General features: G+C 33.0%; 28 protein-coding genes and 1 pseudogene. 27 read left to right on the forward strand and 2 right to left on the reverse strand.

Translation table 11 applies throughout. The features are described 5' to 3' along the window. Nucleotides 1-25 precede the first annotated feature (25 nt). The gene (locus tag K1X16_RS01545; RefSeq protein ID WP_225034781.1) at nucleotides 26-859 is read right to left on the reverse strand and encodes a universal stress protein; all 834 of its coding nucleotides are present in this window, start codon (nucleotides 857-859) and stop codon (nucleotides 26-28) included. A 12-nt stretch (nucleotides 860-871) separates the two neighbouring features. After that, complete coding sequence (gene hemN, locus K1X16_RS01550) at nucleotides 872-2236, reverse strand: oxygen-independent coproporphyrinogen III oxidase (protein ID WP_225034782.1); 1365 nt, start codon at nucleotides 2234-2236, stop codon at nucleotides 872-874. A gap of 146 nt (nucleotides 2237-2382) precedes the next feature. Here hemN and K1X16_RS01555 point away from each other — a divergent pair, with 146 nt between their 5' ends. The 27 genes and pseudogenes from K1X16_RS01555 (at nucleotide 2383) to K1X16_RS01680 (ending at nucleotide 25424) form a co-directional block, all read left to right on the forward strand. After that, nucleotides 2383-3006, forward strand: a complete 624-nt coding sequence (locus tag K1X16_RS01555; RefSeq protein ID WP_225034783.1) for a YceI family protein — start codon at nucleotides 2383-2385, stop codon at nucleotides 3004-3006. Between the two features lie 241 nt (nucleotides 3007-3247). Continuing rightward, complete coding sequence (locus K1X16_RS01560; RefSeq protein WP_225034784.1) at nucleotides 3248-3832, forward strand: superoxide dismutase family protein; 585 nt, start codon at nucleotides 3248-3250, stop codon at nucleotides 3830-3832. 95 nt (nucleotides 3833-3927) lie between these two features. Further along, entirely contained in the window at nucleotides 3928-4455 is a 528-nt protein-coding gene (locus K1X16_RS01565; RefSeq protein ID WP_195870657.1) for an RNA polymerase sigma factor, read from the forward strand. Between the two features lies 1 nt (nucleotide 4456). Further along, nucleotides 4457-5251, forward strand: coding sequence for an anti-sigma factor domain-containing protein (locus tag K1X16_RS01570; RefSeq protein WP_225034785.1), 795 nt, complete (start codon nucleotides 4457-4459; stop codon nucleotides 5249-5251). Nucleotides 5252-5449: 198 nt separating this feature from the next. Then, entirely contained in the window at nucleotides 5450-6031 is a 582-nt protein-coding gene (locus K1X16_RS01575; protein WP_195870659.1) for a hypothetical protein, read from the forward strand. A gap of 147 nt (nucleotides 6032-6178) precedes the next feature. After that, a complete protein-coding gene (locus tag K1X16_RS01580; protein WP_195870660.1) occupies nucleotides 6179-6766 on the forward strand; it encodes a hypothetical protein in 588 nt (195 codons plus the stop codon). Nucleotides 6767-6927: 161 nt separating this feature from the next. Continuing rightward, nucleotides 6928-7509, forward strand: a complete 582-nt coding sequence (locus tag K1X16_RS01585) for a Crp/Fnr family transcriptional regulator (protein ID WP_225034786.1) — start codon at nucleotides 6928-6930, stop codon at nucleotides 7507-7509. 55 nt (nucleotides 7510-7564) lie between these two features. Beyond that, nucleotides 7565-7888 carry a hypothetical protein gene (locus tag K1X16_RS01590; RefSeq protein ID WP_225034787.1) on the forward strand — a complete coding sequence of 108 codons (324 nt, stop codon included), beginning with the start codon at nucleotides 7565-7567 and terminating at the stop codon, nucleotides 7886-7888. A gap of 4 nt (nucleotides 7889-7892) precedes the next feature. Then, nucleotides 7893-8471 (forward strand): NAD(P)H-dependent oxidoreductase, encoded by a 579-nt coding sequence (locus tag K1X16_RS01595; RefSeq protein WP_225034788.1) that lies wholly within the window; start codon nucleotides 7893-7895, stop codon nucleotides 8469-8471. Nucleotides 8472-8681: 210 nt separating this feature from the next. Next, the gene (locus tag K1X16_RS01600) at nucleotides 8682-9224 is read left to right on the forward strand and encodes a hypothetical protein (RefSeq protein ID WP_225034789.1); all 543 of its coding nucleotides are present in this window, start codon (nucleotides 8682-8684) and stop codon (nucleotides 9222-9224) included. Nucleotides 9225-9248: 24 nt separating this feature from the next. Further along, nucleotides 9249-10073 (forward strand): annotated as a pseudogene (locus K1X16_RS01605) (serine hydrolase domain-containing protein); the annotation flags it as partial. 102 nt (nucleotides 10074-10175) lie between these two features. Beyond that, nucleotides 10176-10664: a DinB family protein gene (locus tag K1X16_RS01610; protein ID WP_225034790.1), complete on the forward strand. Its 489-nt coding sequence runs from the start codon at nucleotides 10176-10178 to the stop codon at nucleotides 10662-10664. 187 nt (nucleotides 10665-10851) lie between these two features. Continuing rightward, entirely contained in the window at nucleotides 10852-11427 is a 576-nt protein-coding gene (locus K1X16_RS01615; RefSeq protein WP_225034791.1) for a hypothetical protein, read from the forward strand. Between the two features lie 226 nt (nucleotides 11428-11653). Next, complete coding sequence (locus tag K1X16_RS01620) at nucleotides 11654-12217, forward strand: helix-turn-helix domain-containing protein (RefSeq protein ID WP_225034792.1); 564 nt, start codon at nucleotides 11654-11656, stop codon at nucleotides 12215-12217. A 154-nt stretch (nucleotides 12218-12371) separates the two neighbouring features. Continuing rightward, a complete protein-coding gene (locus tag K1X16_RS01625; protein ID WP_225034793.1) occupies nucleotides 12372-13112 on the forward strand; it encodes a hypothetical protein in 741 nt (246 codons plus the stop codon). Nucleotides 13113-13285: 173 nt separating this feature from the next. Beyond that, entirely contained in the window at nucleotides 13286-13879 is a 594-nt protein-coding gene (locus K1X16_RS01630) for a hypothetical protein (RefSeq protein WP_225034794.1), read from the forward strand. Between the two features lie 13 nt (nucleotides 13880-13892). Further along, nucleotides 13893-14657, forward strand: coding sequence for a type I methionyl aminopeptidase (gene map, locus K1X16_RS01635; RefSeq protein WP_195870668.1), 765 nt, complete (start codon nucleotides 13893-13895; stop codon nucleotides 14655-14657). A 178-nt stretch (nucleotides 14658-14835) separates the two neighbouring features. Next, entirely contained in the window at nucleotides 14836-14967 is a 132-nt protein-coding gene (locus tag K1X16_RS17970) for a hypothetical protein (protein ID WP_262897289.1), read from the forward strand. Between the two features lie 142 nt (nucleotides 14968-15109). After that, a complete protein-coding gene (locus K1X16_RS01640) occupies nucleotides 15110-15916 on the forward strand; it encodes a DUF3179 domain-containing (seleno)protein (RefSeq protein ID WP_225034795.1) in 807 nt (268 codons plus the stop codon). A 50-nt stretch (nucleotides 15917-15966) separates the two neighbouring features. Further along, a complete protein-coding gene (locus K1X16_RS01645; RefSeq protein ID WP_225034796.1) occupies nucleotides 15967-16164 on the forward strand; it encodes a hypothetical protein in 198 nt (65 codons plus the stop codon). 72 nt (nucleotides 16165-16236) lie between these two features. Further along, the gene (locus tag K1X16_RS01650; protein ID WP_225034797.1) at nucleotides 16237-16809 is read left to right on the forward strand and encodes a tetratricopeptide repeat protein; all 573 of its coding nucleotides are present in this window, start codon (nucleotides 16237-16239) and stop codon (nucleotides 16807-16809) included. Nucleotides 16810-16885: 76 nt separating this feature from the next. Further along, entirely contained in the window at nucleotides 16886-18427 is a 1542-nt protein-coding gene (locus tag K1X16_RS01655; RefSeq protein ID WP_225034798.1) for a rhomboid family intramembrane serine protease, read from the forward strand. Nucleotides 18428-18823: 396 nt separating this feature from the next. Continuing rightward, nucleotides 18824-20272, forward strand: a complete 1449-nt coding sequence (locus K1X16_RS01660) for a pyridoxal phosphate-dependent decarboxylase family protein (protein WP_225034799.1) — start codon at nucleotides 18824-18826, stop codon at nucleotides 20270-20272. Between the two features lie 197 nt (nucleotides 20273-20469). Next, a complete protein-coding gene (locus K1X16_RS01665; RefSeq protein ID WP_195870672.1) occupies nucleotides 20470-21036 on the forward strand; it encodes a PAS domain-containing protein in 567 nt (188 codons plus the stop codon). Further along, a complete protein-coding gene (locus K1X16_RS01670; RefSeq protein WP_225034800.1) occupies nucleotides 21036-21419 on the forward strand; it encodes an acyl-CoA thioesterase in 384 nt (127 codons plus the stop codon). The genes K1X16_RS01665 and K1X16_RS01670 overlap by 1 nt, the downstream gene beginning before the upstream one ends. A gap of 246 nt (nucleotides 21420-21665) precedes the next feature. Further along, nucleotides 21666-22886 carry a DUF3089 domain-containing protein gene (locus K1X16_RS01675; protein WP_225034801.1) on the forward strand — a complete coding sequence of 407 codons (1221 nt, stop codon included), beginning with the start codon at nucleotides 21666-21668 and terminating at the stop codon, nucleotides 22884-22886. Between the two features lie 555 nt (nucleotides 22887-23441). After that, the gene (locus tag K1X16_RS01680; protein WP_225034802.1) at nucleotides 23442-25424 is read left to right on the forward strand and encodes a T9SS type A sorting domain-containing protein; all 1983 of its coding nucleotides are present in this window, start codon (nucleotides 23442-23444) and stop codon (nucleotides 25422-25424) included. Nucleotides 25425-25574: the final 150 nt, after the last annotated feature.

The raw sequence follows: 25574 nt of genomic DNA on the forward strand, positions 1-25574 counted from the left end.
ACTAACTAACCAATAATATCGACTACTATATCTTAAATGTCATCACAGGTAAGGTCGAATGATTTGCAATATCCTCTGACACACTACCTTCAAAAAAATTAGATAATCCTTTTCTACCATGTGTAGCGACAGCAATTAAATCTGCTCCAATAACATTAGCAAAATTTAGAATACCAGCTTCTATAGAATAATCTGAAACAATATTAATGTCTTCTAAATGTCTTAAATCACCATCTGCCTTTTCTAAAAAGTGAGAGACACGTTTATCTATTTCCGAAGAACTTCTAAAATTGCCATCGGGTGAGTTTACATATACCAAATGCATAGAAATACCAAGTGCTTCAAACGTTTCTTTTGCTTTTAAATAAGGCGGAATTGCTTCTTCTGTAAAATCACTGGCAAAAACACCATTTTCAAAATCTAATAGAATAGGATTATGCTTAATAACCAAAACCGGAATATCTGAAAACCTTACTACTTTTTGAGTATTAGAACCAATTAACACTTCTTTTATGCCGCTAGCCCCTTGTGACCCCATAACTATTAAATCGGCATTTTGCTCTTCTGCTACTTTATTGATCTCGCTCCAAACTTTAAAATGCTTCACAATTGGTATCACATTAACATCTTTTAAATACGGTTTATCTAAAAACGATTCAAACTTTTGTTCGGCTAATTTTAAATAGAAAATAGCTTCTTGATTTAATGCTTCGCTTGCAGATGAAATAACAGCATTAGACAATTCTAACATATGTAACACAATGAGTTCAGACTCAAATTTCTGTGCTAAACCTGCTGCAGCTTCAAGCGCAAATTCTGAATGTTCTGAAAAGTCTACAGGTACGATTATTTTTTTCATTTTTTTTCGATATTAAATGGTCATTGAAAACAATTGAGTTTCAGGTTTTTTGCGTTGTAATAACAAATCGAAAGCCATACATATATTTCTAATAAAGGCTTTCCCTTTTTCGGTGACAACAACGTGTTTTGATCCAAATTGTAGTAAGCCATCCGATTCAAATTCTTTTAGTTTTATGAGTACTTCTGGTAATTCTTTAAATACTAAGGCGTCATCTGTCCAAGCCGTTTCAAAATTACACATCAGATTTAAGATGTGTTTTCTAATGATAAGGTCTTCCGTATTTAAAATATGACCTTTAAACACCGGAATGATATCCTGCTCTAACAAACGATAATACTCCGTATTCGATTTTACATTCTGAGCAAAACCATACCAACTATCGCTAATAGAAGACACTCCCAAACCAATCATAGCTTGTGTTTTAGAAGCCGTATACCCCATAAAATTACGATGCAAAGTTTTATTTTCCATCGCTTTATATAGTGAATCGCTTTTTAGGGCAAAATGATCCATACCAATTTCAACATACCCTGCAGCTTCAAAATGTTGTTTGCCTGTTTCGTATTGTTGACGTTTAGATGCTGGTGTTGGCAAATCGGCCTCACTAAAACCACGTTGTCCATTTCCTTTTATCCATGGCACATGCGCATAGCTATAAAATGCAATACGGTCTGGCATTAAGGCTTTTGTTTTCTCAATGGTTTCAATAACATCTGCTTCGGTCTGAAACGGTAAACCAAAAATAATATCGTGCCCAACAGAGGTGTAACCAATGTTACGCGCCAAATCTGTAGCCCGTTTTACGTTTTCAAAAGGTTGAATTCTATTAATGGCTTTTTGTATGCTAAGGTTATAATCCTGAACGCCATAACTCACACGTCTAAACCCTAAATCATATAAGGTTTTAAGATGTGCTTCTGTCGTATTATTGGGATGGCCTTCAAAACTAAATTCGTAACCTTCAGCGAGTTCAGCGTTTTCTAAAAGTCCAGAAATTAATATATTAAGGTTCTCTGCTGAGAAAAAGGTTGGTGTACCTCCACCAAGGTGTAATTCTTTTATTATTGGTTTTGTTTCTAATAATGCCAAGTACAAACTCCATTCTTTTAAAACCGCTTGTATGTATGGAGATTCTACACTGTGCCGTTTTGTAATACGCTTATGGCAACCACAAAAAGTGCACAAACTTTCGCAAAAAGGCAAGTGAATGTACAAACTTAAACCTTCGGTAGCGTTACTTTCTTTAAAAGCACGCTGTAGAGATGCTTTCCAGTTTGCCAACGAAAACGACTCTAAGTTCCAATACGGAACCGTTGGGTAACTCGTATAACGAGGACCTGCAACGTTGTATTTAGTAATTAAGGGTTGGCTCATAACTATAAGTTTAGAGGCAAAAGTAACCGTATCGTTACTCTTAAAACATGATTTATATCATACAGGTTAAAAATTTCTGGTTAACTCGTACGTGTTACTTGCATTAATACAGTTATATCATTAATTTTACTCAAAATAAACAAATCATGAAAAGCATAAAATTCTTATCACTTTTAATCTCTATTAGCTTAGTTCTTTCATCTTGTAAACAAGAAAAAAAAGAAGCCGATACTAAAGAAACTACAGAGAACACTATTAAATATATTGTTAAGTCTGAAGCTACCAATGTAAAATGGACAGCTTATAAAACAACCGACAAAGTTCCCGTAGCTGGTGAATTTGCAACGCTCAATTTTGAAGACAAAGAAGGTGCGACACCAGAAGCTGCTTTAAATAACTTAGAGTTTTCTATTCCTGTAAGTAGTTTATTTACTATGGATGATATTAGAGATGAAAAGCTAAAGAACTCATTTTTTGGTGTGATGCTAAATCCTGAATTTTTAACAGGAAAAATTAAATATGCTAACGAGGCCTATTCTGCCGAAGTTACAATGAATGGCGTTACTAAAGACCTACCGTTAGAAGTAAATATTACAGATGAAAGACGTGTAAGTATGAAAGCTACCATGAATCTTGAAGATTGGGACGCATTAGGGGCTTTAGAGTCTTTAAATAAAGTTTGCTTTGATCTGCACAAAGGTGCTGACGGAGTGAGTAAAACCTGGGAAGATGTCGCAATAGAAGTAAGTACTTATTTACGCGACAAGTAAACCCCTTTTAATTTTAAAATCTGATAACCGTATTTTAACGATTATCAAATGAATTAATAATCGTTGTGATTGAGCATCAAAAGTACTTTTTACTTCATTAATTTGTGTGCATTGATTGATAATCATTTCTATCTAACGTAATTTTAAAAATTAGCATTGAACCAAGTTCAATTAGTGATGATTAATAAACCATCCGTTAGAAGAATTTTTAACAGCATTAAATAATTTAATAAAGTATATTATGAAAAATTTAAAATTAATTATATTTTCTTTTATTGTATTATCTGCAGCCACAGCATGTAAGGACACAAAAAAAGAAAATGAAACGGTAATTGAAACCGAAGTCGAAGACATCGAAGAAGTTGAAACGACACCAAAAAAACTATCAATAACCTTATCACCAAAGAGTGGAAGTAACGTTGAAGGCACAGTTAACTTTTCTGATAAAAACGGAATGGTAACTATGGTTGGTACAGTTACCGGTTTAGAAGAAGGTAAACACGCTATTCATATTCATGAAAAAGCAGATTGTTCTGCTGATGATGGTACATCTTCTGGAGGTCACTGGAATCCTACAGGTCAACCACATGGTGCTTGGGGAGATGAAGCTGGCTATCACAAAGGAGACATTGGAAACTTGGAAGCTAATGCTAACGGTCGCGCAACTATAACCAAAACTACAGATGAATGGTGTATTGGTTGTGGAGATGAAACCAAAGATATTTTAGGTAAAGCCATTATTGTACATATAGGTGAAGATGATTTAAAAACGCAGCCTACAGGAGCTGCTGGTGCACGTATCGGTTGTGCAGGTATTATTGAATAACTCCTAAAACATATTACATCAATTACATTGTTAGAACAATTGCGGCGATTTTCTTCCCCATTTCTGCGAAATATTCTAAGTAAAATCGCGAATAAATGGAATTAGAATTACTGGTAAAACAGTTTCAAGATAAAAACCATGTAGCTTTTGAAAAGCTTTATGGGATGTACCACAAAAGCATACATGGTGTCGTTTACAATATCGTTAAAGATACGGCTATTGCAGACGAGCTAATGCAAGATGTTTTTATAAAAGCGTGGCATAAGGCCGATACTTACTCTTCAAAAAAAGGGCGATTTTTTACATGGATTCTTAACATTGCTAGGAATGCAGCGATTGATAAAACACGATCTAAGGCATTTAAACAATCTCGAAAAAACCTGAATACGGATTATTTCGTAGATATTATAGCCAGCCATGATAATTTAGATAACAGTACGGATGCCATTGGTATTAAAACCTTTGTAACGCAATTAGGCGAAAAATGTAAAGCCGTGATAGAACTCCTGTATTTTAAAGGATTCACACAAAAGGAAGCTTCGGAAGAATTACAAATGCCATTAGGTACTATTAAAACAAGAAACCGAAATTGTATTCAACAATTAAGAGATATGGTATTGTAATATGGATATAAACGCTTACATAGAATCAGGTATTTTAGAGCTATATGTAGCCGGAAAACTTCCTGAAACAGAAAATGAAGAGATCTATCAACGCTTAAAACAACACCCTGAGTTGTTACAAGAAGTTAAAGCAATAGAAAGCGCTGTGGTTAAATTAACCGCAGCAGCATCTCCAAGAGCAAAAGGCTATGCGTCTATTAAGGCAAGGTTAAATGCCGAAGACTCTAAAGTGGTAGAACTACAACCAAGAAAGACTAATTGGATCAGTTATACAGGTTGGGCTGCATCTATCTTGTTGGCAGCTGGTTTAGTTTGGACATTAAACCAGAACTCAGACCTTGAACAAGAATTGCAAACGGCTGACATAGAAAACCAATATCTCGAAACACAAATAGAAGATGCCAGAACCGATTTGGCAGCCACTAAAAACCTATTAGATGTTATTAGAGATAGAGAAATTATTGCCGTACCACTTGGTGGCCAAGGAGAGTTTGCTACTAGCTATGCTAAAGTATATTGGAACAAAGCAGATAATACCATTTATGTCGATGGTGAAGGATTACCAAGTGCACCAGAAGGAAAAGTGTGGCAAGTTTGGTCGCTTACACTAAATCCGTTAACACCAACAAGCTTAGGAACAATAGACGATTTTAATACCGACGATAATAAAATCTTTACCATTGCCAACACTAATGAAAGCCAAGCCTTTGGTATCACTTTAGAACCCGAAGGAGGAAGCGTGTCACCAACTATGGAACAACTCTATACACTTGGTGTCGTAAATACCGAATCTTAATAAAAATATTAGAAACTTAAAAAAACCACCATGTGACAACTTGGTGGTTTTTTTGTGGCTGCTAGGTTACTTATCGTAGAAAAAATTGATTTCTTTTTGTTAGATTTACGATATATAATAGCGTAAAAACAAACCTTATCCCGAGAATGTAATTGGGTAACGATGTGTTTAGCTGTTATAATACACGTTGTGAGCAATATGAGAAAAACGCTATCGATACTTATTTTACTTCTGATTTTATCGTGTGATAAGTCGGAAAACAAAACGATTGACTACGGAGCGTTTGAAATAACAGTTCCCAAAAGTTGGTCGGAATATGAAATAAAAGGAATTGACAGCTATGTTAGCGGATTGATAACAGACAAAAACGACACGCTGATTTTTGATTTAGGTTGGTACTCACCTGATTTGACTAAAAACCCAGAGGTGTTGGTATTTGAGCAATCTGAATATGCAGAATTTAGCGACAAGCAAAAAAAGCAATTAGAAAATGTAAAGCATTTAGTTATCGAGGACTTTCTAACCGCTGAATATGACGCAAAAGATTACTTTAAGTACGAATACAAATTGGACAGTATTGACTGCTTTGTAGCTAAATTTATAAAGCCAAAAAATAAAGGATTTGGAGCAAGCGGAATTTACATTGACAACTTAAAAAACGGTAGACCGAATTCTAACAAAACAAGTTTGAGTTTTTATGGAAACAATCTATCTGACTCAACGCAAACTGAATTTTTTAAAGCATTAAAAAGCATAAAACTGACTGAATATTGTGAATAAAGTACTGCTCACAACAATGTATAACCGCAATTACGGCGGATTCGACTACGTCCGAATCCACTCGGAATTGCTAACGTCTGTGCTAAACCGAAAATTAACGCATATTAACCCGTAACTGACGGTTATACGAGACCGTTGAGTACAATTATGACGAACAGTATTTTTCATAACGAAGAGTTTGAGATAAACGGAATTTCTGTGCCTGAATTTGAATTAAAAAGCGGAAATCTAATCCGAATTTATATTCCGAATTTCAATCTTGAAAACTTACCATTAGGTTTTGACTTAACTATCGAATTGATAAAACGGTTCCAAAATCAAAAAACTGATTTTCCTTGGGCAAAAAACTACCGACAAAATACTGTTACGGAATTTTTAAACCCTTTGACTGTAAATAAATATCTGATTAATAAAATGCAGATTGACAAACTTACAGCAAGAAGAATCGCAGAAGAAATCGGAATTAGTTTAAATGAGAAATTTGAATATTTGAGCTTCAAAAACAAAAAAGCACTAATCATTAAAGCCTGTTTTGAAAAAAACGATTCTATCCTTTTAGATTATTATGGAGTTGACGCAATGGGAATTGAGTTTTTGGAAAATTTAATTAATACTGAAATAGAAAAAGGTAAATCTGCAATCGCTTTTGACAATTTACAATTTGCGAACGAAAAAGAACCATATGAAAATATTAAACCGATAAAAATAACTGTACCCAACACAGTATTAAAATAATTGCTATTTTAGGCTTAAACAAAGATCGTTGCTCTTTTGTTACGTCTGATTTTATTTCCGAAAATCCTCGCACACAAAACCGCAACTTTTCTTATACATAAACGTTGGCAAACATTAAAACGAACCTCTGTACTAAAGCGTAAAATTTCAGTCAATAAAGAATGAACATTGAAAATATCTTAAATAAAATTGGAGAAACATATTATCCTATTACCAATGAATGTCAACAAGAGTTAATTGCGAATTCAAAAATTGTAAGTTATAAAAAGGGTGAGATTGTAGTTCGTGAGGGACAATTTTCTAAAAAAGCCTACTTAATTGTAAAAGGTTGTTCAAGAGCATATTATTTAAAAGACGGAAAGGACATTTCTGACTGGTTCACTTTTGAAAATGAAATAATGGCTGCAATTATCAGTTTTTTCAGCGAAGAGCCAAGTCCTCATTATGTTGAATTTATTGAAGATTCCGTTGTCCTTGAATTTTCAAAAGATACAGTGGATTGCCTTTCAAAAAAGCACCACGATTTTGAACGTTTTATCAGTAAAGTTGTGACTCAAACTATGTTGGGACTCTGTGAAAGATTATACACAATTCAGTTCAACAAGGCAGAAGAACGATATAAACACCTTTTAAATATTTATCCAAATATAACCCAAAGAATACCTCTTACGCACATTGCATCATATTTAGGAATTACACTTGAAACATTAAGCAGAATAAGAAATCCAAAAAAACGAATTTGATTTATATCAAATGATACATCTTCCATTAAAATAAACTTTGTAAAAAAGTTTAAAAATGGAAGAAAACAACAAACAACTAAAGTCAATTTGGGGAAAATGGTGGGAACCTATTAGAAAATGGTTTTATCCTACTTGGCTTATCTACGAAACCACCGTTCGCTTTTATGACTATTCAGAAGCCATCTATCTTTTTTTTATCGCACAAAATTACTTGGGAGAACTTAGCTCACAAATCTTAGCTGTGCTTTGTAGCATTACCACTTTTGCAATTTGTAGCTTCTTTTTGACCGTTCCTGCTACTTTCATACTCTATAAATTCCTCAATACAGAAACTTTATCAGGAACACAATTTGAATCAAAAATCAAAAAATATCTCTAAGTAGATGAAGAAAATACTCATTATAAACGGACATCCTGACAAGGAAAGTTTCAGTTTTGCACTTTCAGAAGCCTATAAAATAGGAGCAAAAAAATCAAATGCTGAAATAAAAGAAATTAATATCCGAGAATTGAACTTCAATCCAAACCTAGAATTTGGATATAGAAAACGGACTGAACTAGAACCAGATTTACTAGATGCACAAGATAAATTAAAATGGGCAGACCATATAGTTTGGGTATATCCTGTTTGGTGGAGTTCAGTTCCTGCAATTATGAAAGGTTTTTTAGACCGAGTTTTACTTCCTGGGTTTGCTTTTAAAAAAAGAGAAAACGCATTGCTTTCGGATAAGTGCCTAACAGGTAAATCTGCCAGAATAATTTGCACAATGGATCAACCAACTTGGTTTTACAAATTTGTTTATAAAAGCCCTAGCCACAATGCAATGAAAAAAGGAACATTGCATTATATTGGTGTAAAAAAAGTGCGAATTACAGCCATTGGACCTATACGGCTTTCTACCGAAGAGTTTAGAGCTAAATGGTTGAAAAAAGTTGAAAAATTAGGGCAACTGAACAAATAGTAATTTCTGATTTAAACATACGGAGAAATAACGCTTGCCAACAACGCATAAAATTAATTGCTAGTTATAACCAATTTACGAAAGTCCTTATGTACTTTATAGCTGTCATTTATTTTCTTACTTTAGTGTTTAACACATGCAACTAGACATACACAAACCCGGTATGTGCAAGCAAAAAAACAATCTTGCTTATCCAAAAACAGAATTTAAATGAAATATTTACTTTTATTAATTCCTTTATTTATTGGTTGTTCGGTAACGAAAGAGAAATCGGAATACCAAAGTCTTTTAGATTATGAAGGCAAATACGAGTATGTTGATAATACGACATTAGAACTTAAAGTTTCGGCGATGGACACCACGCTTTATGCTGTTATAGATAATGCAAAATATCCTTTAAAATTTATTGCTTTGGATAGTTTTATAGATATGCAAGGAAGTTCTGTAATTTTTGAAAGGGATAACTCAAATAAAGTAATAAACTATAAGACTGACGGTCATGAATTTAAATTACTTACAAGAGCTATTGATAAATCGAATATGTTTCCGAGAAAAGAACTTTTCGATAATCCAGAAAATTACGTGTATAAGCAACCGATAGAAACTGATGATGGACTTTTAACGGGCAATTTGGACGATGAATTTAAAAACCCCAAACTTATAGTCGATATGGTCAAAGAAACCATTAAAGGTAATTTTCCCGATGTCCATAGCATCTTGATTTATAAAAACAACACATTAGTACTTGAGTAATATTTTTACGGTTATGATAAAAATACACCACATCAATTAAGGTCTGCCACAAAACCACTCATTGGCGGAATTCTCGGCATAGCGGTTGACCAAGGATTTATAAAAAGCGAAAAAGATGAACTATTACCCTATTTTAATTCTAAATATTCAGAAATTACCAATTTAGACAAAAGAAAAAAAGAAATTACAATAGAAAATTTCTTAATGTATCGCCACGGAATGGATTGTGAAAACAATAATCCTGCAAGTAAAGGAAATGAATTAAAAATGATGCAAAGTAAAGATTGGGTAAAATACACGCTCAATTTACCAATGATTGAAGAATCTGGTAAATCATCATCTTATTGTACAGGATGTGCTTTGACTTTAGGCAGTTTAATAGAAATAGCAACAGATAAGAAAATTGAGGATTTTGCAAAAGAAAATCTTTTTGAACCTTTAAATATTTCAAATTACAAATGGACTTTCGAACCAAATCAAACGAGTAAAGACGATTTTAGTCAAACGTATTTTACATCAAGAGACTTAATTAAATTAGCAAAATTATTTAAAGATGGTGGTAAATGGAAAGGCAATCAAATAATATCAAAAAGTTGGATTGATAAAACATTTAATATGGACAAAGGAGATTACGGTTATCTGTGGGAACATAAATATTTTATAATTGACGGAAAAACATATAACTCATATTTAGCTTCGGGAAATGGCGGACAAAAAATCAACATTTGGCCTGAACTCGATATGATTACAGTATTTACAGGTGGAAACTATAATTCTTATCAATTGCATGGTAAAAGTACACCGCCAAACGAAATGATACCTAACTATATATTAAAATCCATGAAGTAAAGCCTGCAAATAACACCGTATAAAATTAATTGCTAGTTTTAGCTAGCTTACGAAAGTCCTCGCGGTCTTTCTTAGTCGGTAATTATTTACTAAATAAGTTGTTTGAAACACGATACAAAGAAAATGACCCAATCTGAATTTATAATTTTAAATTTTAAAGAAATAAGGAGAAGAAGTATAAAACTTTGGAATGGACTACCTGAGAAATATTATAATTGGAAACCTGACGAAAAAGCAATGAGTGCGTCAGACATGATAAGACACGTTTTGGAGGCTGATTATGGATGGAACCTTATTATTAATCAAGGTGATATGACGAATTATAAAACACCTTGGGAAAATCGACCATTCATTAACCTTACTGATGAACTTGAATTTGCCGAACCGTATAGAAAAACATTTATAGAACGTGTAAGGCAATTTTCGGATACGGAATTAAACGAAACCGAAATCATTCATCCTGGGAACGGAGAAAAGAAAATACTTGGAACATATTTATTGCGGATTGGATATCACGAATCAGTTCACGCAGGACAATTTTTGTCGTATTTAAGAGCAATGAAAATTGAAAGACCAAAAATATGGGATTGAAAAAACATTACAGCCAACAATGTATAAGCACAATTCCGCGTGGATTCAGACATAGTCAAATCCGCGCGGAATTGCTAAAGCCTGTGATTAACCGAAAAACAGTAACTTTAAACCCGTAACTGACGGATACACGAGACCGCTCTACGAAATTGGCAAAACAACAAACTAGAAAAATTAAACAAATTTTATGAAAAAAACTATTTTCCCAATTCTTGCAATTGGACTTATGACCTACAGTTGTAACGCACAACAAAAGACATTTGAATTTAAAATTGAAACCGAAAAATGGAAAAAAGAACTAGTCGCAAGTGGCGAAGTCGGAAATCCTTGTAGAGAGGATAATGATTGGCAGAAGTGGCAAGAAGAAAACCCAAAAGCATATTTTGGACTGCAAGAATTTCAATCAAGTGAATCTGATTTTAATTCTGATGGAATTAGAGATGGGCTTTTTTATTTTCCTGCCAAGAATTGTGTTGGTGGAAGCGGAACTGGTTCCGATTTTGGAATGTTAGTTTATTCAAATGATGGTCAATTCCTTACGAATAAAAACATCACTCAAACAATCGAAAACGGAATAAAAACTGAATTAGCAAAAATTAAGATTAATGATGTTTCCAAAATATATATTCATTATAAAGGGCTTGGAAAAACAATTATTGGAGAATATTTTGCTTGGTCAGAAGAAGATGCGAATTGCTGCCCAAGCGGAAATGGAACTTTTGAATATAATCCGACTGAATTAACAACTGAAATTAAAAATTAACACGAATAAAAACTGCGTAGAACGTGTGTAATTAATGGCTTGTTTGAGCTTGCTTATATTAGTTGCTAAACCACACAACTAAACATACATAAACGCTGCCACGAATTAGAAAAACCCAACAAAATCAACATATTGACAAGAATGTCGTACAAATGTCGCAAACAAACCGTTATCAAAATGATAGATTCATAAGTAGTTTTGTCCAAACAATAAATCAAAATTAATTATGAACGAAATCGGAAATAAAATTAGAGAAGTAAGAAAGAAAAAAGGACTTTCTCAAGAAGAATTGGCTGAATCTGCTAAAGTGAATTTAAGGACAATTCAACGAATTGAAAACAATGAAAGTGAACCACGTGGAAAAACCTTGAATTTGATTTGCGAAGCTCTAAACATAAATACAGAAGATATTTTAGATTACGGAAAACAAACGGATAAAAATTATTTAATAGTTTTTCATCTTTCAGTAATAGTATTTTTGGCAATACCAGTTGGAAACATAATTGTTCCTCTCATTTTATGGATGAACAAAAAAGATAAGATAATTGGACTAAAAGAGATTGGAGCAAATCTTTTAAATTTTCAGATAGTTTGGTCAGTTTTGACTTTTATTTCTATAACGACTTTTGCTCTATTTAAACTAATGCATTACGGAACTTATGAAATTCTATTTTATATATTTATCGCACTTTATGCTTTGAATATCATATTACCGATAACTTTTGCTATTAAAACGAACAAAGGACATACGGAAAATTTATATCCGAATATTATTAAACTGATAAAATAACTGGTGGTTACATTGTATATAATTTAATGCTGGTTCTAGCCTACTCACAAAATTCTAATGGATTTTCTATCGGTTTTTATTTGCTAAATTAGGTACTTAAGCCACGCAACAAACCATATACAAACACCTTGTACGCAAATAAAAACCAATCTTCATGAAAAAAATTTCACTTTTATTTTTATTAATTACTTGCATTAGCTGTAAAGGCATAATTTTTAATACGGCACTAAAAAAATATGGTGCATACGATGAAAAAATTGAATTAATAAAATTAAAAAGTGATTCTAAAGAGGTTATATTTTTTCCAATGATCCATGTCGGAACAAAAAACCTTTATGAAGATATTAAATATAAAATTGATTCCTTAAACCAAAAAGGGTACTATTTCTATTATGAAAATGTAATTGCTCATAAAAAAGAAGACACAATTTTAAGGAAGGTTAGAAAATTGAGAAATATCCCATTTTCAGAAAATGGCTATACTGGTTCAATAGATTCATTATTAAAAAAGAAGTTTAAATTTAAACTAAAAAAAGAGTTAGTCAATCAACCTTCTAATAAAGAATTAGGTCTTGATTCTTTAAATAGTCGTAACGTAGATACGACCTTAAAAGATATGGTAAATTACTATGAAGAAAAGTATGAAGTTATACATTTAGAACCTTGTGACTTTGAAACCTCTATATTTCAAGAATCAACTTGTGAAAACAAGCTTAAAGATAAAAAAAAATACGATGACACAGTTGTTGAATTTAGGAATCAAATTGTTGTTAATGAAGTTGCAAAAGAAGCAAAAGTAAAAATTGCAATAATTTACGGAAAAGGTCATTTTAGTGGTATTCTAAATGGTTTAAAAGAAACAGATAATACGTGGAGAATTTTAAATAAGGACTAAAACTACGCACAACACCGCATTTAATTAATTTGCTAGAGTCTTCCCTACTTACAAAAATTCCTTCGGAATTTTAACGAGTTCGTAAAAGTTTACTAACTTAGTTGCCTAAACCACGCAACTAACCGTACACAGACATTTTGCCTGTAATATAAGAATTGGAACGCATTACAAGAATGGAAAGAAAAAAATTAGTTATCATAATTAGTATTATTCTACTTTTATTGATTGGTTCTATTTATGCTTATATGAATGCACTTGGTTCAATGTGGGTCCTCAATAAGCCAGATGAAAGTCCTTATTTTATAACTACTGAATCCATAACTATTAAAAATATACCTTTACCAAAAGGAACGAAGATTACATATAAAAAACGTTTTTTTTGGGAGAAATACGAGCAAGAAAAATTACTAAATGAAGACAATGTTACTGATATTTCTTTTAAGAAAGGAGTTACAATAGATTGGGGAGGAGTACCGATAACTTCTATTCATAAATTTTATAACTCAAAAATGAAAGGGTTTTCTGTTAATGCCGATTTCGATAAGCTGAATAATACTAAAAAAACACAATTTTCTAATTTATGGTTACGTTGTAATGATAATTTGGGAATAACTGTAGAGAACACAAATGATTGGTCTTTTAACAAAAAAAACATTCTGGATATCGAATCTTGCGGTGTAAATAATCAAAGGTACTTTAAGGAAGATAAAAATCAACAAAGATTTTTAGATGAATTGTATAGTCAACTAATGAAAATAAAAGATTAATAAAAATTACGAAATGTCAATAACAAAAGAATCTGAATTAATCGGAATGAAAAAAATTAGTGAAGTTGTTGGAACTACACTAAAATTAATGAGGGAATATGCTAAAGTTGGAATGTCTACTAAAGAATTAGATGAATATGGAGGTGAAATTTTAAAGAGTTATGGTGCTAAATCTGCACCTTATGAAACCTATGGATTTCCTGGTTATTCTTGTATAAGTATAAACAAAGAAGCAGCACACGGAATACCATCAAATAAAAAGATTTTGAAAGAAGGAGATTTAATTAATATTGATGTCTCTGCGGAACTTAACGGTTTTTGGTCTGACAATGGTGGCTCTTTTGTTCTTGGAAAAGACATTTATAATCACCAACCGCTTGTAGATGCTTCTAAAAACATTCTACGTAAAGCTATAAACAATATAAAAGGCGGAGTGAAAATTTCTGAAATTGGATATTTAATAGAAACTGAAGCTAAAAAGTCAGGGTTTAAAGTTATTAAAAATTTGGCTGGCCACGGAGTCGGAAGAAGTTTACACGAAGAGCCTGAAAATATTTTAAACTACAGAGTTAAAAGTAACAGAGAACGATTCAAAAAAAACACCACAGTAGCAATAGAAACTTTTATTTCAACAAATTCAACTGTTGCTGTAGAATTAAATGACGGTTGGACTTTAGTAGGCAATAAAGGTGGCTATGTAACTCAACACGAACAAACGATACTGGTAACTGATAAATATCCTGTCATTTTAACAGAATCGAATGAAATTTGGAATTAAATAACAGGATTCAACAGCGTGTATAATTTATGACAAACCAAAGAAACACCTAGGCCATAATATCTAAGCAGAATGCTGAAAATAAATATACTGAGAAAATAAAACTGAAAGAACAAACGATAGAATGAAAAGGTACAAATTTAAAACCTCCAAAAAATTAAAAACAATACATCGTAAAATGATAGTAAATTTTGGTGCGGAAAACATAAGATATGAATACGAGCATTATTATTTCGATATTAAAGCTGAAAAAGTAGAAAGTATTCAAGCACATTTTAAGAAAATTGGATTAGCACTATTAGCCGTTTAACTAGAAGTCTCTAAAATAGATGCTGAAAACCACGAAACATAATGCCGAAATTTCATTAGGTTCGTAAAAGTTTGCTAACTTAGTTGCCTAACCACGTAACTAACCATATACAAGAGCGTTAGCGAACATTAAACAAACAATAATGAAAAAAATCATTTTTCTATGTCTGACGATTCTTTTTATAGGATGTAAAGAGCAGTCAAAAAAAGAAGACGTTAAATCAGTAGACAAAAAAGAAATTGTAAAAAAGAAACGACCTGTTGCTTTAGAAGATGGTAAATTTTTTGAAGTTGACGGAAAGAAAATGTTGTATGGTGGAGAATTGGAAAATCAACATTTCGACATAAGTGACTATTTACTTAAAGATGAACAGTTTCATTATGGAATTGGTCGTGAAAAATTTCCAGCCTTATTAAAACCAGAATTTATTTCTGTCACAGAAGCTAACCAAGTTTGGGCAGACAGTACAAGATTTTTGCTAGCACAATCTGGTAATGAGATTAAAGCTTACTCTGTTAAAGACCTTACTAGACACGAAGTTGTTAACGACGTTCTGGATGGTAAACCTATAATGGCGGCTTATTGTATATTGGCTGATTTAGGTGCTATTTATGAGCGAAATTATGGAAATAAAGAACTAACATTTGCATTAAGTGGATATACCTACTATGATAAAGACGTATGGAATGGGTTAGATGGATTTGTACTTTGGGATAGAGAAACAGAAAGCTTGTGGTGGCCATTGATTGGTAAAGCTGTTTCTGGTCCCTTAAAGAATGTAAAACTCATTGAGATGGATAACGACAAATGGAGCGATACGACTTGGGAAAACATTCGAGATAATTATCCAAATGCGAAAGTTCTAAAGTCAGGACAGGACTTTGAAAGACCTACTGAATGGAAAAAGATAGAAGATGTGTCTTCTATAATTGAAAACTTTAGGGCATAACCACGCCATGATATCATACGCTAATCCGCTAGGCAACATTTGACCAAAAATTGATAAGTGACATCAAAATATTGACCATTTTATTATTTGCTACAATGTCTTCTTGTGGCCAATCTGATACATCTGACAAAGATTTAGCAAAAAATAAAGTGATAGCATTAAGTCCGCAGAAAGAAAAGCAGAAAGAAATAATAAATGAACATCTGAAAAACGGAGCGTGGAAACACGAACTATTTTCAAGAGAATAGCAAGAAGAAATTGACAAAGGACTTGCAAAAGATAGCACTATCGCATATTTATGGCAACAAAAGGCAATGCCAATGTTCAAACAAGGAAAATATGAGGTTGGAATGGACTTTATTGATAAGGCTGTAAAATACGACAGACAAGGTTGGCAAGATTATCGAGCATTCATAAAATGTATTTTTGCTAAAACGTATAGAGATGCGATTACAGATTTTAAAGATTGCAAAAAAAGGTTTGGATATAGCTATGTTATGGACCATTCCTATGACTTTTACATTGGGCTTTCCTACTTACAATTAAATGAATTTGAAAAAGCGGAACAGATTTTTAAACAAGATTACGAATACCAACTAAAAGATAAAGGCAAAGATTGGCTTCACCATTTAGACTTGTTTTATTATGGTATTAGTAAATATGAGCAAAAAGTTTATTTAGGAGCAATTGAAATTTTCGACAAGGCTTTAGAAATTTACCCTAACTTTTCAGAAGTCCAAATTTTCAAATCGGATTGTTTAAGACGAATTGGAAAAACAGCAGAGGCACACGAATTACAGAAATTAGGAGAGATTAATGGTCGAAATGGAAACACAATAAACGAAGACAATGTGACTTATGCAAAGTATCCATATCAAATAAGATGGTACTAAATAAAAAACGTTACACAACCACACAACAAACCATATACAAAAATGTTAGCTTGCATTTAAAACCAACATCTCATTATTGAACACTATAAAAACAAAAATTAAAGACGTATATGTTCCATTTTTAATAGTTTCGATAGGAACAATTCTTTTTTACAATATATTTCGTTGGACTTTAGATATCAAACTCGGAATTCTACCCTTAAAGGAAAACCTATTGAATTTTTGGATTCCTTTCGCTCTTCCTTGCATTCCAATACTTATTTGGTTACGAAGAAGAATTAGAATTTTAAATGTTAGAGGCAAAACAGATAACGGCTATTTTGCATATCAATTTGCTATGGCCGTAGCAATCGCTGTGCCATTAATAATAAGTCAACACTACATTGAGAAAAATTCTTTTGACTTAAACGAAATACCTTCAATATCAAAAGTTAAAGAATTAAAAAACGAAAAATATTTTAAAATAAACTCATTTGATATTGACCATAACTCAAGCCTTCCATATGTAACTGCGAGAACTTCTGGTCGAAATAATGATAATCTAAACTTTTACTTATATCTCGCCTGTCCTTTTAAGGAAACGAGTTCTATTTGGTATGGAGTTGAGTATAAAAAGAATTTAAGTAATCGTATTAATGAACAAAGAAAAAAATCAGAATACAGAACTTTTTTAAATACATCAGAACAAGAATTTAAAACATATAATTTTCACGATGTAGAATATTTTGAACGACTAGGATATTCAGACGACAGAGATGGATTTATAGAAGCAATACAAAAAAGAAACGCTAATCTAAACGAAAAGGAACAAATAATACTTGTACCTAAAAAAGATGTTTTTGAAGAAAGACTTGGTAATTCGTTTTCCTGGATTTTTGGGTCTTTTGGTATCGGAGCACTAGCCCTTTTAGTAATGGTAGTAATTCCTAAAATTGACGAAAAGGAATTAAACGATTTTAAGAAAAATAAACCACTAAAAGAAGATCATTTAAAAGATCTGATAAGCCTTTTAAATCCAATAGGCGAAAATAAAGCTACAGCAATTTTATTACTTCTAAATATTATTGTATTCCTAATTATGACCTTTAACGGACTTAACATCGTTTCTCCTACACCAAGAGAATTACTCGAAATTGGAGGAAATAGACGATTTGAAGTTATGAATGGAGAATATTGGAGATTATTTTCTTCTTTATTTATTCACGGTGGACTCTTACACTTGTTTATGAATTTAATCGGACTTGGACTTGGCAGTAGTTTGTTGGAAAAGGCTCTAGGTTCTTTAAAACTTATAATTATCTACATTGGTTGCGGAACACTAGCAAGTTTAGCGAGTATTTATTGGCACGAAAATACAGTTAGCGTTGGAGCATCTGGAGCAATTTTTGGACTTTATGGACTGATTTTAGCTTTTACCGTTTTCAAGATTTATCCAGACTATATGCGTGGAATGACTTGGATGTTGTTGGGACTTTATGCTGGAGTAAGTCTGCTATTCGGGTTTTTAGGAGGAATTGATAATGCAGCTCATTTTGGCGGATTAATAAGTGGATTTGTAATTGGAGGTATTTTAATATTAATAGATAAAGACGAACTGAAAAAAAATCTAAGCTATTAACGTGTATAGTTCATTGCTAGTGCAAGCCTACCTACGAATCCCTAGCAATCGGGACGCTGATAGTTTATTCCGATAATAATTTTCTTAATATCAGTTTAAAAACTACTGAACGCAAGCCTTGTGCTTTTCAATATATAAGATATTGTATTTCACAACATTACAGCTTAACGAACGTTATATAGCATAAAAGGTTTTAACTTGGCCTGTGATTTAGGGATTTATACGTACAATTACATCTCGCTATATCAATAAATATAATTAACTTCGTTTCTCATAATTTTTATGATAAGAAACCTTTGTTATATCCTGATAAATTTATGGATAGGACTTATGAAAATATATGATATTACGAGTTAGCCGCAAGTTTATAATAACATTCACAACTATTATTTAACCATGATTAATACGATTAAAGAGTTAGAGAAATTATCACGTCTTTTAGACCCTAAAGAAAGCATAAGAGAACAATGGAACGCTGAGGTTTTAGAGTATTCCAATACATTCATAAACAACTTAGACACTTCAAAAGCTTTTATTCAGTCTAAAGAAAATGGAAAGGCTATCTATAATTTAGATATTGAAGAGCAAGCAGTTGAATTAACCTCATTATTAGATAGTACAACAAAAAATATTGACGGCGTAGGTATAAATCCTGCCTCTGGCGGACACATGGGTTACATTCCTGGTGGTGGACTTTACCCTTCTGCGCTTGGAGATTATATGGCAGCCATTAGCAATCGTTATGCTGGAGTATTTTATGCTGCACCAGGAGCCGTTCGTTTAGAAAATATGATTATTAAATGGATGTGTCGCCTTATGGGTTATCCTACTACTGCCTTTGGGAATTTAACTTCAGGTGGATCCATTGCTAACTTAATGGCCTTAGTAACAGCACGTGAAGCTTATAACCTTAAAGCTCGAGATTTTGAAAAATCCGTAATTTATCTTACAAAACAAGCACATCATTCTATATTAAAAGCCATCCGAATTTCAGGATTATCTGAAGCGCAATTAAGATATATACCTTTAGACGACAACCTAAAGCTGTCCGCAGAACATTTAGAAAAAGCCATTATTGAAGACAAAGAAAAGGGGTTGATTCCTTTCTATATCAATGCTTCATTTGGTACCACCAATACAGGAACAATTGATCCTCTAGAAGCCATTGCAGAGATCGCTAAAAAACACAAACTATGGTTTCATGTCGATGGAGCTTATGGTGGTTTCTTTAAATTAGTTAAAAAATTAGATTCAAAATTTAAAGGCATAACAGAAGCGGATTCCATAACTCTAGATCCGCACAAAACACTTTTTCTTCCTTATGGAACAGGTGCTGTACTCATAAAAGACAAAGAGAATTTATTAAAAGCCTATCACTGTCTAGCGGACTATATGCAAGATACTGTTGGTAAAGAAGATGAAATTTCACCTGCAGATATATCTGCCGAACAAACAAAGCACTTTCGAGGGATGAGAATGTGGCTACCCTTAAAATTATTTGGCTTAAAACCTTTTAGAGCAGCATTAGAAGAAAAACTAAACCTCACAACATATTTTTATGATGAAATACAAAAATTACCTGGGTTTGAAGTAGGCCCAGAACCAGAACTTTCTGTGGCTATTTTTAGGTACGTTCCTAAAGATGGAGATTCAAACGTATTCAACAGAGAGTTAATTGAAGCCATTCAAACTGATGGACGTATATTTCTATCATCTACGAACATAAATAATGTCTTTTGGATACGAATAGCCATTGTTCAATTTAGAACGCATCTTCAACAGATAGATCTTTTACTCGATATTATTAAAAAATACATAGATGATACCTCAACGGAATTAAATTAAACCAGTGGCTAACAGCATATATAATTTCTTGCTAATCCTCGCCTACCCTTCGACTACGTTCAGGACTGGCTTACGAATCCCGATTTTCTAGTCGGTTTTTACCTACCTGTTGCGCAAACAAGTGTGCTAAATTGCGGGTTTAAACACGTCACTAATCATACACAAATACATTGGCTACAATATAAAAAAACGATATTATGAAACATGATCTTGCTGCAATGAACTCTTTGGATATTTACTTATCAAATCTGACCAATGAGGAATACGACAAAATCAAACATAAAATTGGTACTCGAAAATCAAAATCGATGCCATTATTGAGTTGGGATATTTATAGGGATGGTTATCATAAACGAATGACTGAAGCCAAAAAGAAAATTGAATTGGAAAAAGTTCTTTCTTTTGCAAAACAATTTAATTGGCAAAATGACCTTGAAATTGCTTTTGCTGAAAATGATTACGAAGCCTTGATTATTACTGATATAAATCAGAAAATAATATGGGTAAATGATGGTTTTACGTCTATGACTGGTTATTCAAAATCATTTGCTCTAAACAAAACACCGAGGTTTTTACAAGGCGAGAAAACCTCATTAAGAACTAAAGCAAAGATTAAGTCTAAAATTGAACTTAACAAACCGTTCAAGGAAGTCATAGTCAATCACCGAAAAGACAAATCAATTTACAAATGTGAGGTAAAGATTATACCACTTTACCACAAAGAAACAACGCATTTTATAGCATTAGAAAAACAAGTAGTTTAATGGACGTAGAGCAAAAAATAAAAAAATCAAGGTCGAAAATCTTTAAAGCGGTTTTTCCTAATACAACGAACCATTACGACACCCTTTTCGGAGGTACAGCAATGCAATTAATGGACGAAACGGCATTTATAACAGCAACAAGGTTTAGTCGACAACAAATGGTTACTGTTAGTAGTGATAAAATTGACTTTAAAAAGCCTATTCCTGCAGGAACTATTGTGGAACTTGATGGATATGTTACCCACGTAGGACATACGAGTTTAAAAGTGAGAGTAGATATTTTCGTAGAGGAAATGTACACCGATTTCCGAGAAAAAGCAGTATCCGGAGAATTTACATTTGTGGCGATTGACGATACTAAGAAACCAGTAAAAATACTATAGCTAAAAACGTATATCAGAAACAGCGATTCCACCTATTAAACAATTAAAAAACGAATTGTTACAAGACGTTATTACATTGAAAATATAGGGCTTAAAATCTGCTGTTTTTCATATATAAAACAGTGGCCTGTAATGCAGCTAAACTAAAGCTCTATTCAATAACGTAACGCAACAAACACAAAATTATACTTAAAAATAATTCGAAATACCTATTAAACCTTTTAAGATTACAATAGTCAAAAAAGCATGAAAATAATAAAATGCTTCGGGTTATTTATAGTTCTACTTTTCTTATTTTCTTGTTCTACTGTTCAAGAAGAACAAGAACCTGACTCTAATGTTATAGACATTCCTATTTCAACAACGGACTATAGCACAGTGAATCATTGGTATTTTCATCCCAATCAACCTTTAAATTTTTTAGAATCTTATGATTTAGATATTGCAGTGATTGATGAAAGTTTAAGCCTAAGTTCTACCATTGAGATTAATAATAATGCCACCACAAATACAGGTATTGATGTATTTTGGGTACATCCAACACATCTTGATAATCCACCACTAATTCCAAGCACAGTAGCTATTGATAATCAAGACACAAGTTATATTGGTCTAACCATTTTAGCTCAAGGAGCATTATTGGCAAAATATGGTCGCTTTTATGCACCAAAATATAGGCAAGCTACACCTGCATCTTTCCTAAGTGCTTCTCATACAGAAGAAGAAAGAGCAACAGGTTTATTGGAAGCCTATTCCGATATAAGAGCATCTTTTCAAAATTACTTAGACAACCATAATAATGGTAATAAGATTATTCTTGCAGGACATTCTCAAGGGTCGTTTCTTTTAGCCATGTTAGTGAGAGACCTCTTTGACACTAATCCAGAACTACGAGAAAAATTAGTAACTGCTGCATTAGGCGGCATGGGCTACGTTTATGGGTTAGACAACTCAACATTAGGTGGTTGGTGGGAAAACATAGGACTCTGTACTACCACCAATGAGTGTGGTTGTGTTCATTACTGGAGAAGTTATGAAAATGACCAGACCATTCCAGAACCGATTACAACCTTTCCCTCGTTTAGTGAAACTTTAGTAAATAGCGGATTGGTATATCGTACAACTGATCTGAATAGTGATACGTTTTTTCATGATAATTTAATTTTTAATTCGCAAAATAATCCAATGCGTTATATCACACCAGGTATTCAGTATAATTTTAGTAATGGCGCAAATTTTGTAGCTTTTGATGATATGTATACGGCGCGATTAAAAAGAGAATCTAATCATAGAATAGGCTTGGCTGTAAATTACACCCCAAACATTTCGGACCAACGACCTAACGAATTAGAAAATTTACAAAGCCCTATTATCTTTACCGAGGGCGATTTTCATATGAAAGATTATCATATATATATTTGGGCTTTGATGCAGCAAATCGATGAAAAACTTAATGCTTGCTTTTAAAAAACTATTGCAAATTTAAGCGTGTATAATTCATTGCTAGTTATAGTCTACTTCCAAAAATTCTCATGAATTTTCTATACGGTATTTAGCACCTAAATTAGTTGCTTCAAACCTGCAAGAGACCATATATAAACATGTTTGAAACAATTTGACAAAAACCGTAGCAAATACGAAATTGAACGATCAAACAAGAAAGTTACAGATTTAGAAATTCTGACAACTATACACGGACATATATGTAGTTAGAATTTAAAACTCAGAGTAGTAATCATTTGAGCATTTGAGCATTTGTAGCTGGTGTATCTTCAAAAGGAATTATAAACTAAACACATGCGATGCACTACAAAGTACTACAAAAAAAATAGCATCGCCTTATAAAAATAATACCTAAACGTCAACCACTTACAAAACCACTCACGAATTTTACATTTTTAGTTCATAACGCACAGGGTATATTAAAGTTCAATTTATTAAATTAGGCGCTGAAACAAGCTGCGCCGAGCACCAAGCATAGGCAAAGCCAACCAACTCTATCAATCATAAACTTATTACAAAATGAAATTCTTTACATGTATTACACTGTTACTTTTACCCTTATTTGCTTTATCTCAAATAACCCTTAATCAAACAGATGATTTTGAAGATTACACCACTAAAAACTGGACTAAAGGAAACAATTCAACAATACCAAACCAAAACATTTTAACCGACGGACCTAACGGAACTGATGATAAATTTTTAAGAGTACACTCTAATGGTGGTAACGGTTCTGATTCTAAATTAGTAACCTTCAATAATGCCCAATGGCAAGGAGATTATAATGCTGCTGGCGTGACTTATATTTCTATGGATGTTAGAAATTCGGGTTCAGAAACCCTTTTTTTACGATTAGCTTTTGAAGGCTTTTCAACCAGTAGAAGATTTAGTTCTACCAATCCTATAGCGGTTATCCCAGGACAAGGCTGGCAAACTATTGTATTTCCTATTGACGCCAGTTCTTTAACCAACATCACAACCTCTGGTCTTGGGTACAATAGTACGTTTGACGATGTTAGAGAATTTCGAATACTTCATAACGATGCACCAAGTTGGGAGGGAGATCCTATTGAAGCCATATTGGACATCGACAATATTACAGCGAGAAATGACGATATGGGCTTAGCTGATACAGGTGAACCCAAAATAGCTTTAAGTCTTATTGATGATTTTGAAGGTGTAACCACTGAAAACTGGACCAAAGGAAACAACTCCACCGTACCAAACCAAAACATTTTAACCGATGGACCTAACGGAAGTGATGATAACTTCTTAAGGATACAATCTAATGGTGGAAGCGGTTCAGATTCTAAATTAGTTACCTTCAATAATGCACAGTGGCAAGGAGATTATAATGCTGCAGGCGTGACTTATATTGCTATGGATGTGAGAAATTCGGGTTCTGAAACCCTTTATTTACGATTAGCATTCGAAGGCTTTTCAACCAGTAGAAGATATAGTTCTACCAATCCGATAGCGGTTATTCCAGGACAAGGCTGGCAAACAATTGTATTTCCTATTGACGAAAATTCATTAACCAATATCACAACCTCTGGTCTTGGGTACAATAGTACGTTTGACGATGTTAGAGAATTTCGAGTGCTTCATAACGATGCACCAAGTTGGGAGGGAGATCCTATTGAAGCCATATTGGACATTGACAATATTACAGCGAGAAATGACGATATGGGCTTAGCTGATACAGGCGAACCCAAAATAGCTTTAAGTCTTATTGATGATTTTGAAGGTGTAACCACTGAAAACTGGACCAAAGGAAGCAACTCCACCGTACCAAACCAAAACATTTTAACCGATGGACCTAACGGAAGTGATGATAACTTCTTAAGGGTACAATCTAATGGTGGTAGCGGTTCAGATTCTAAATTAGTTACCTTCAATAATGCGCAATGGCAAGGAGATTATAATGCTGCTGGCGTGACTTATATTTCTATGGATGTAAGGAATTCGGGCTCATCAATTATTCTTTTAAGATTGGCTTTTGAAGGCTTTTCAACCAGTAGAAGGTTTAGTTCTACCAATCCTATAGCGGTCATCCCAGGACAAGGCTGGCAAACTATTGTATTTCCTATTGACGAAAATTCATTAACGAACATCACAACCTCTGGTCTTGGGTACAATAGTACGTTTGACGATGTTAGAGAATTTCGAATGCTTCATAACGACACACCAAACTGGGAAGGAGATCCTATTGATGCCGTATTAGACATTGATAATATTCAAGCGAGAAATGAAACGCTTAGTGTAGTCCACATTGAAACACCGACTCTAAACATTAACGTGTACCCTAACCCATCTGCAGATTTTATTCAAGTCAATGGTAATTTAGAGGCATTTGAATATTCAATTTATGACATTTCAGGAAAATTAGTATTGAGAGGAAAATCTAACAATCAAACTCCTCTTGACATTAGCAATTTAACGAAAGGCACCTATTTCCTAACTATAGGAGCTTACGATACGGTTAAGTTTCTTAAGAAATAGGCATCTTCTTTTATCGTTTAAGCACAAGTTGAAAGCACGAAATGAAAATCGATAAAACCTCTTAAGCACCACAACACCGTTTATTATAGTGCAAAAAAAAAGCGACCTGAATTTCAGGTCGCTTTTTTTAGTAGCACTAGTTTTAAGAAT

The sequence above is a fragment of the Winogradskyella sp. SM1960 genome (genome assembly GCF_020179375.1).
Taxonomy (GTDB): Bacteria; Bacteroidota; Bacteroidia; order Flavobacteriales; family Flavobacteriaceae; genus Winogradskyella; species Winogradskyella marina.

Bases quoted from the DNA above. Each gene is read 5' to 3' on its own strand.
- K1X16_RS01650 (WP_225034797.1), top strand. From the start codon at position 16,237: ATGTTCAAACAAGGAAAATATGAGGTTGGAATGGACTTTATTGATAAG.
- K1X16_RS01660 (WP_225034799.1), top strand. From the start codon at position 18,824: ATGATTAATACGATTAAAGAGTTAGAGAAATTATCACGTCTTTTAGAC.
- K1X16_RS01600 (WP_225034789.1), top strand. From the start codon at position 8,682: ATGAAATATTTACTTTTATTAATTCCTTTATTTATTGGTTGTTCGGTA.
- K1X16_RS01615 (WP_225034791.1), top strand. From the start codon at position 10,852: ATGAAAAAAACTATTTTCCCAATTCTTGCAATTGGACTTATGACCTAC.
- K1X16_RS01580 (WP_195870660.1), top strand. From the start codon at position 6,179: ATGACGAACAGTATTTTTCATAACGAAGAGTTTGAGATAAACGGAATT.
- K1X16_RS01565 (WP_195870657.1), top strand. From the start codon at position 3,928: ATGGAATTAGAATTACTGGTAAAACAGTTTCAAGATAAAAACCATGTA.
- K1X16_RS01585 (WP_225034786.1), top strand. From the start codon at position 6,928: ATGAACATTGAAAATATCTTAAATAAAATTGGAGAAACATATTATCCT.
- K1X16_RS01570 (WP_225034785.1), top strand. From the start codon at position 4,457: ATGGATATAAACGCTTACATAGAATCAGGTATTTTAGAGCTATATGTA.
- K1X16_RS01665 (WP_195870672.1), top strand. From the start codon at position 20,470: ATGAAACATGATCTTGCTGCAATGAACTCTTTGGATATTTACTTATCA.
- K1X16_RS01625 (WP_225034793.1), top strand. From the start codon at position 12,372: ATGAAAAAAATTTCACTTTTATTTTTATTAATTACTTGCATTAGCTGT.
- K1X16_RS01555 (WP_225034783.1), top strand. From the start codon at position 2,383: ATGAAAAGCATAAAATTCTTATCACTTTTAATCTCTATTAGCTTAGTT.
- K1X16_RS01670 (WP_225034800.1), top strand. From the start codon at position 21,036: ATGGACGTAGAGCAAAAAATAAAAAAATCAAGGTCGAAAATCTTTAAA.
- K1X16_RS01630 (WP_225034794.1), top strand. From the start codon at position 13,286: ATGGAAAGAAAAAAATTAGTTATCATAATTAGTATTATTCTACTTTTA.
- K1X16_RS17970 (WP_262897289.1), top strand. From the start codon at position 14,836: ATGATAGTAAATTTTGGTGCGGAAAACATAAGATATGAATACGAGCAT.
- K1X16_RS01545 (WP_225034781.1), bottom strand. From the start codon at position 859: ATGAAAAAAATAATCGTACCTGTAGACTTTTCAGAACATTCAGAATTT.
- K1X16_RS01590 (WP_225034787.1), top strand. From the start codon at position 7,565: ATGGAAGAAAACAACAAACAACTAAAGTCAATTTGGGGAAAATGGTGG.
- K1X16_RS01680 (WP_225034802.1), top strand. From the start codon at position 23,442: ATGAAATTCTTTACATGTATTACACTGTTACTTTTACCCTTATTTGCT.
- K1X16_RS01640 (WP_225034795.1), top strand. From the start codon at position 15,110: ATGAAAAAAATCATTTTTCTATGTCTGACGATTCTTTTTATAGGATGT.
- hemN (WP_225034782.1), bottom strand. From the start codon at position 2,236: ATGAGCCAACCCTTAATTACTAAATACAACGTTGCAGGTCCTCGTTAT.
- K1X16_RS01675 (WP_225034801.1), top strand. From the start codon at position 21,666: ATGAAAATAATAAAATGCTTCGGGTTATTTATAGTTCTACTTTTCTTA.
- K1X16_RS01560 (WP_225034784.1), top strand. From the start codon at position 3,248: ATGAAAAATTTAAAATTAATTATATTTTCTTTTATTGTATTATCTGCA.
- K1X16_RS01575 (WP_195870659.1), top strand. From the start codon at position 5,450: ATGAGAAAAACGCTATCGATACTTATTTTACTTCTGATTTTATCGTGT.
- K1X16_RS01620 (WP_225034792.1), top strand. From the start codon at position 11,654: ATGAACGAAATCGGAAATAAAATTAGAGAAGTAAGAAAGAAAAAAGGA.
- map (WP_195870668.1), top strand. From the start codon at position 13,893: ATGTCAATAACAAAAGAATCTGAATTAATCGGAATGAAAAAAATTAGT.
- K1X16_RS01595 (WP_225034788.1), top strand. From the start codon at position 7,893: ATGAAGAAAATACTCATTATAAACGGACATCCTGACAAGGAAAGTTTC.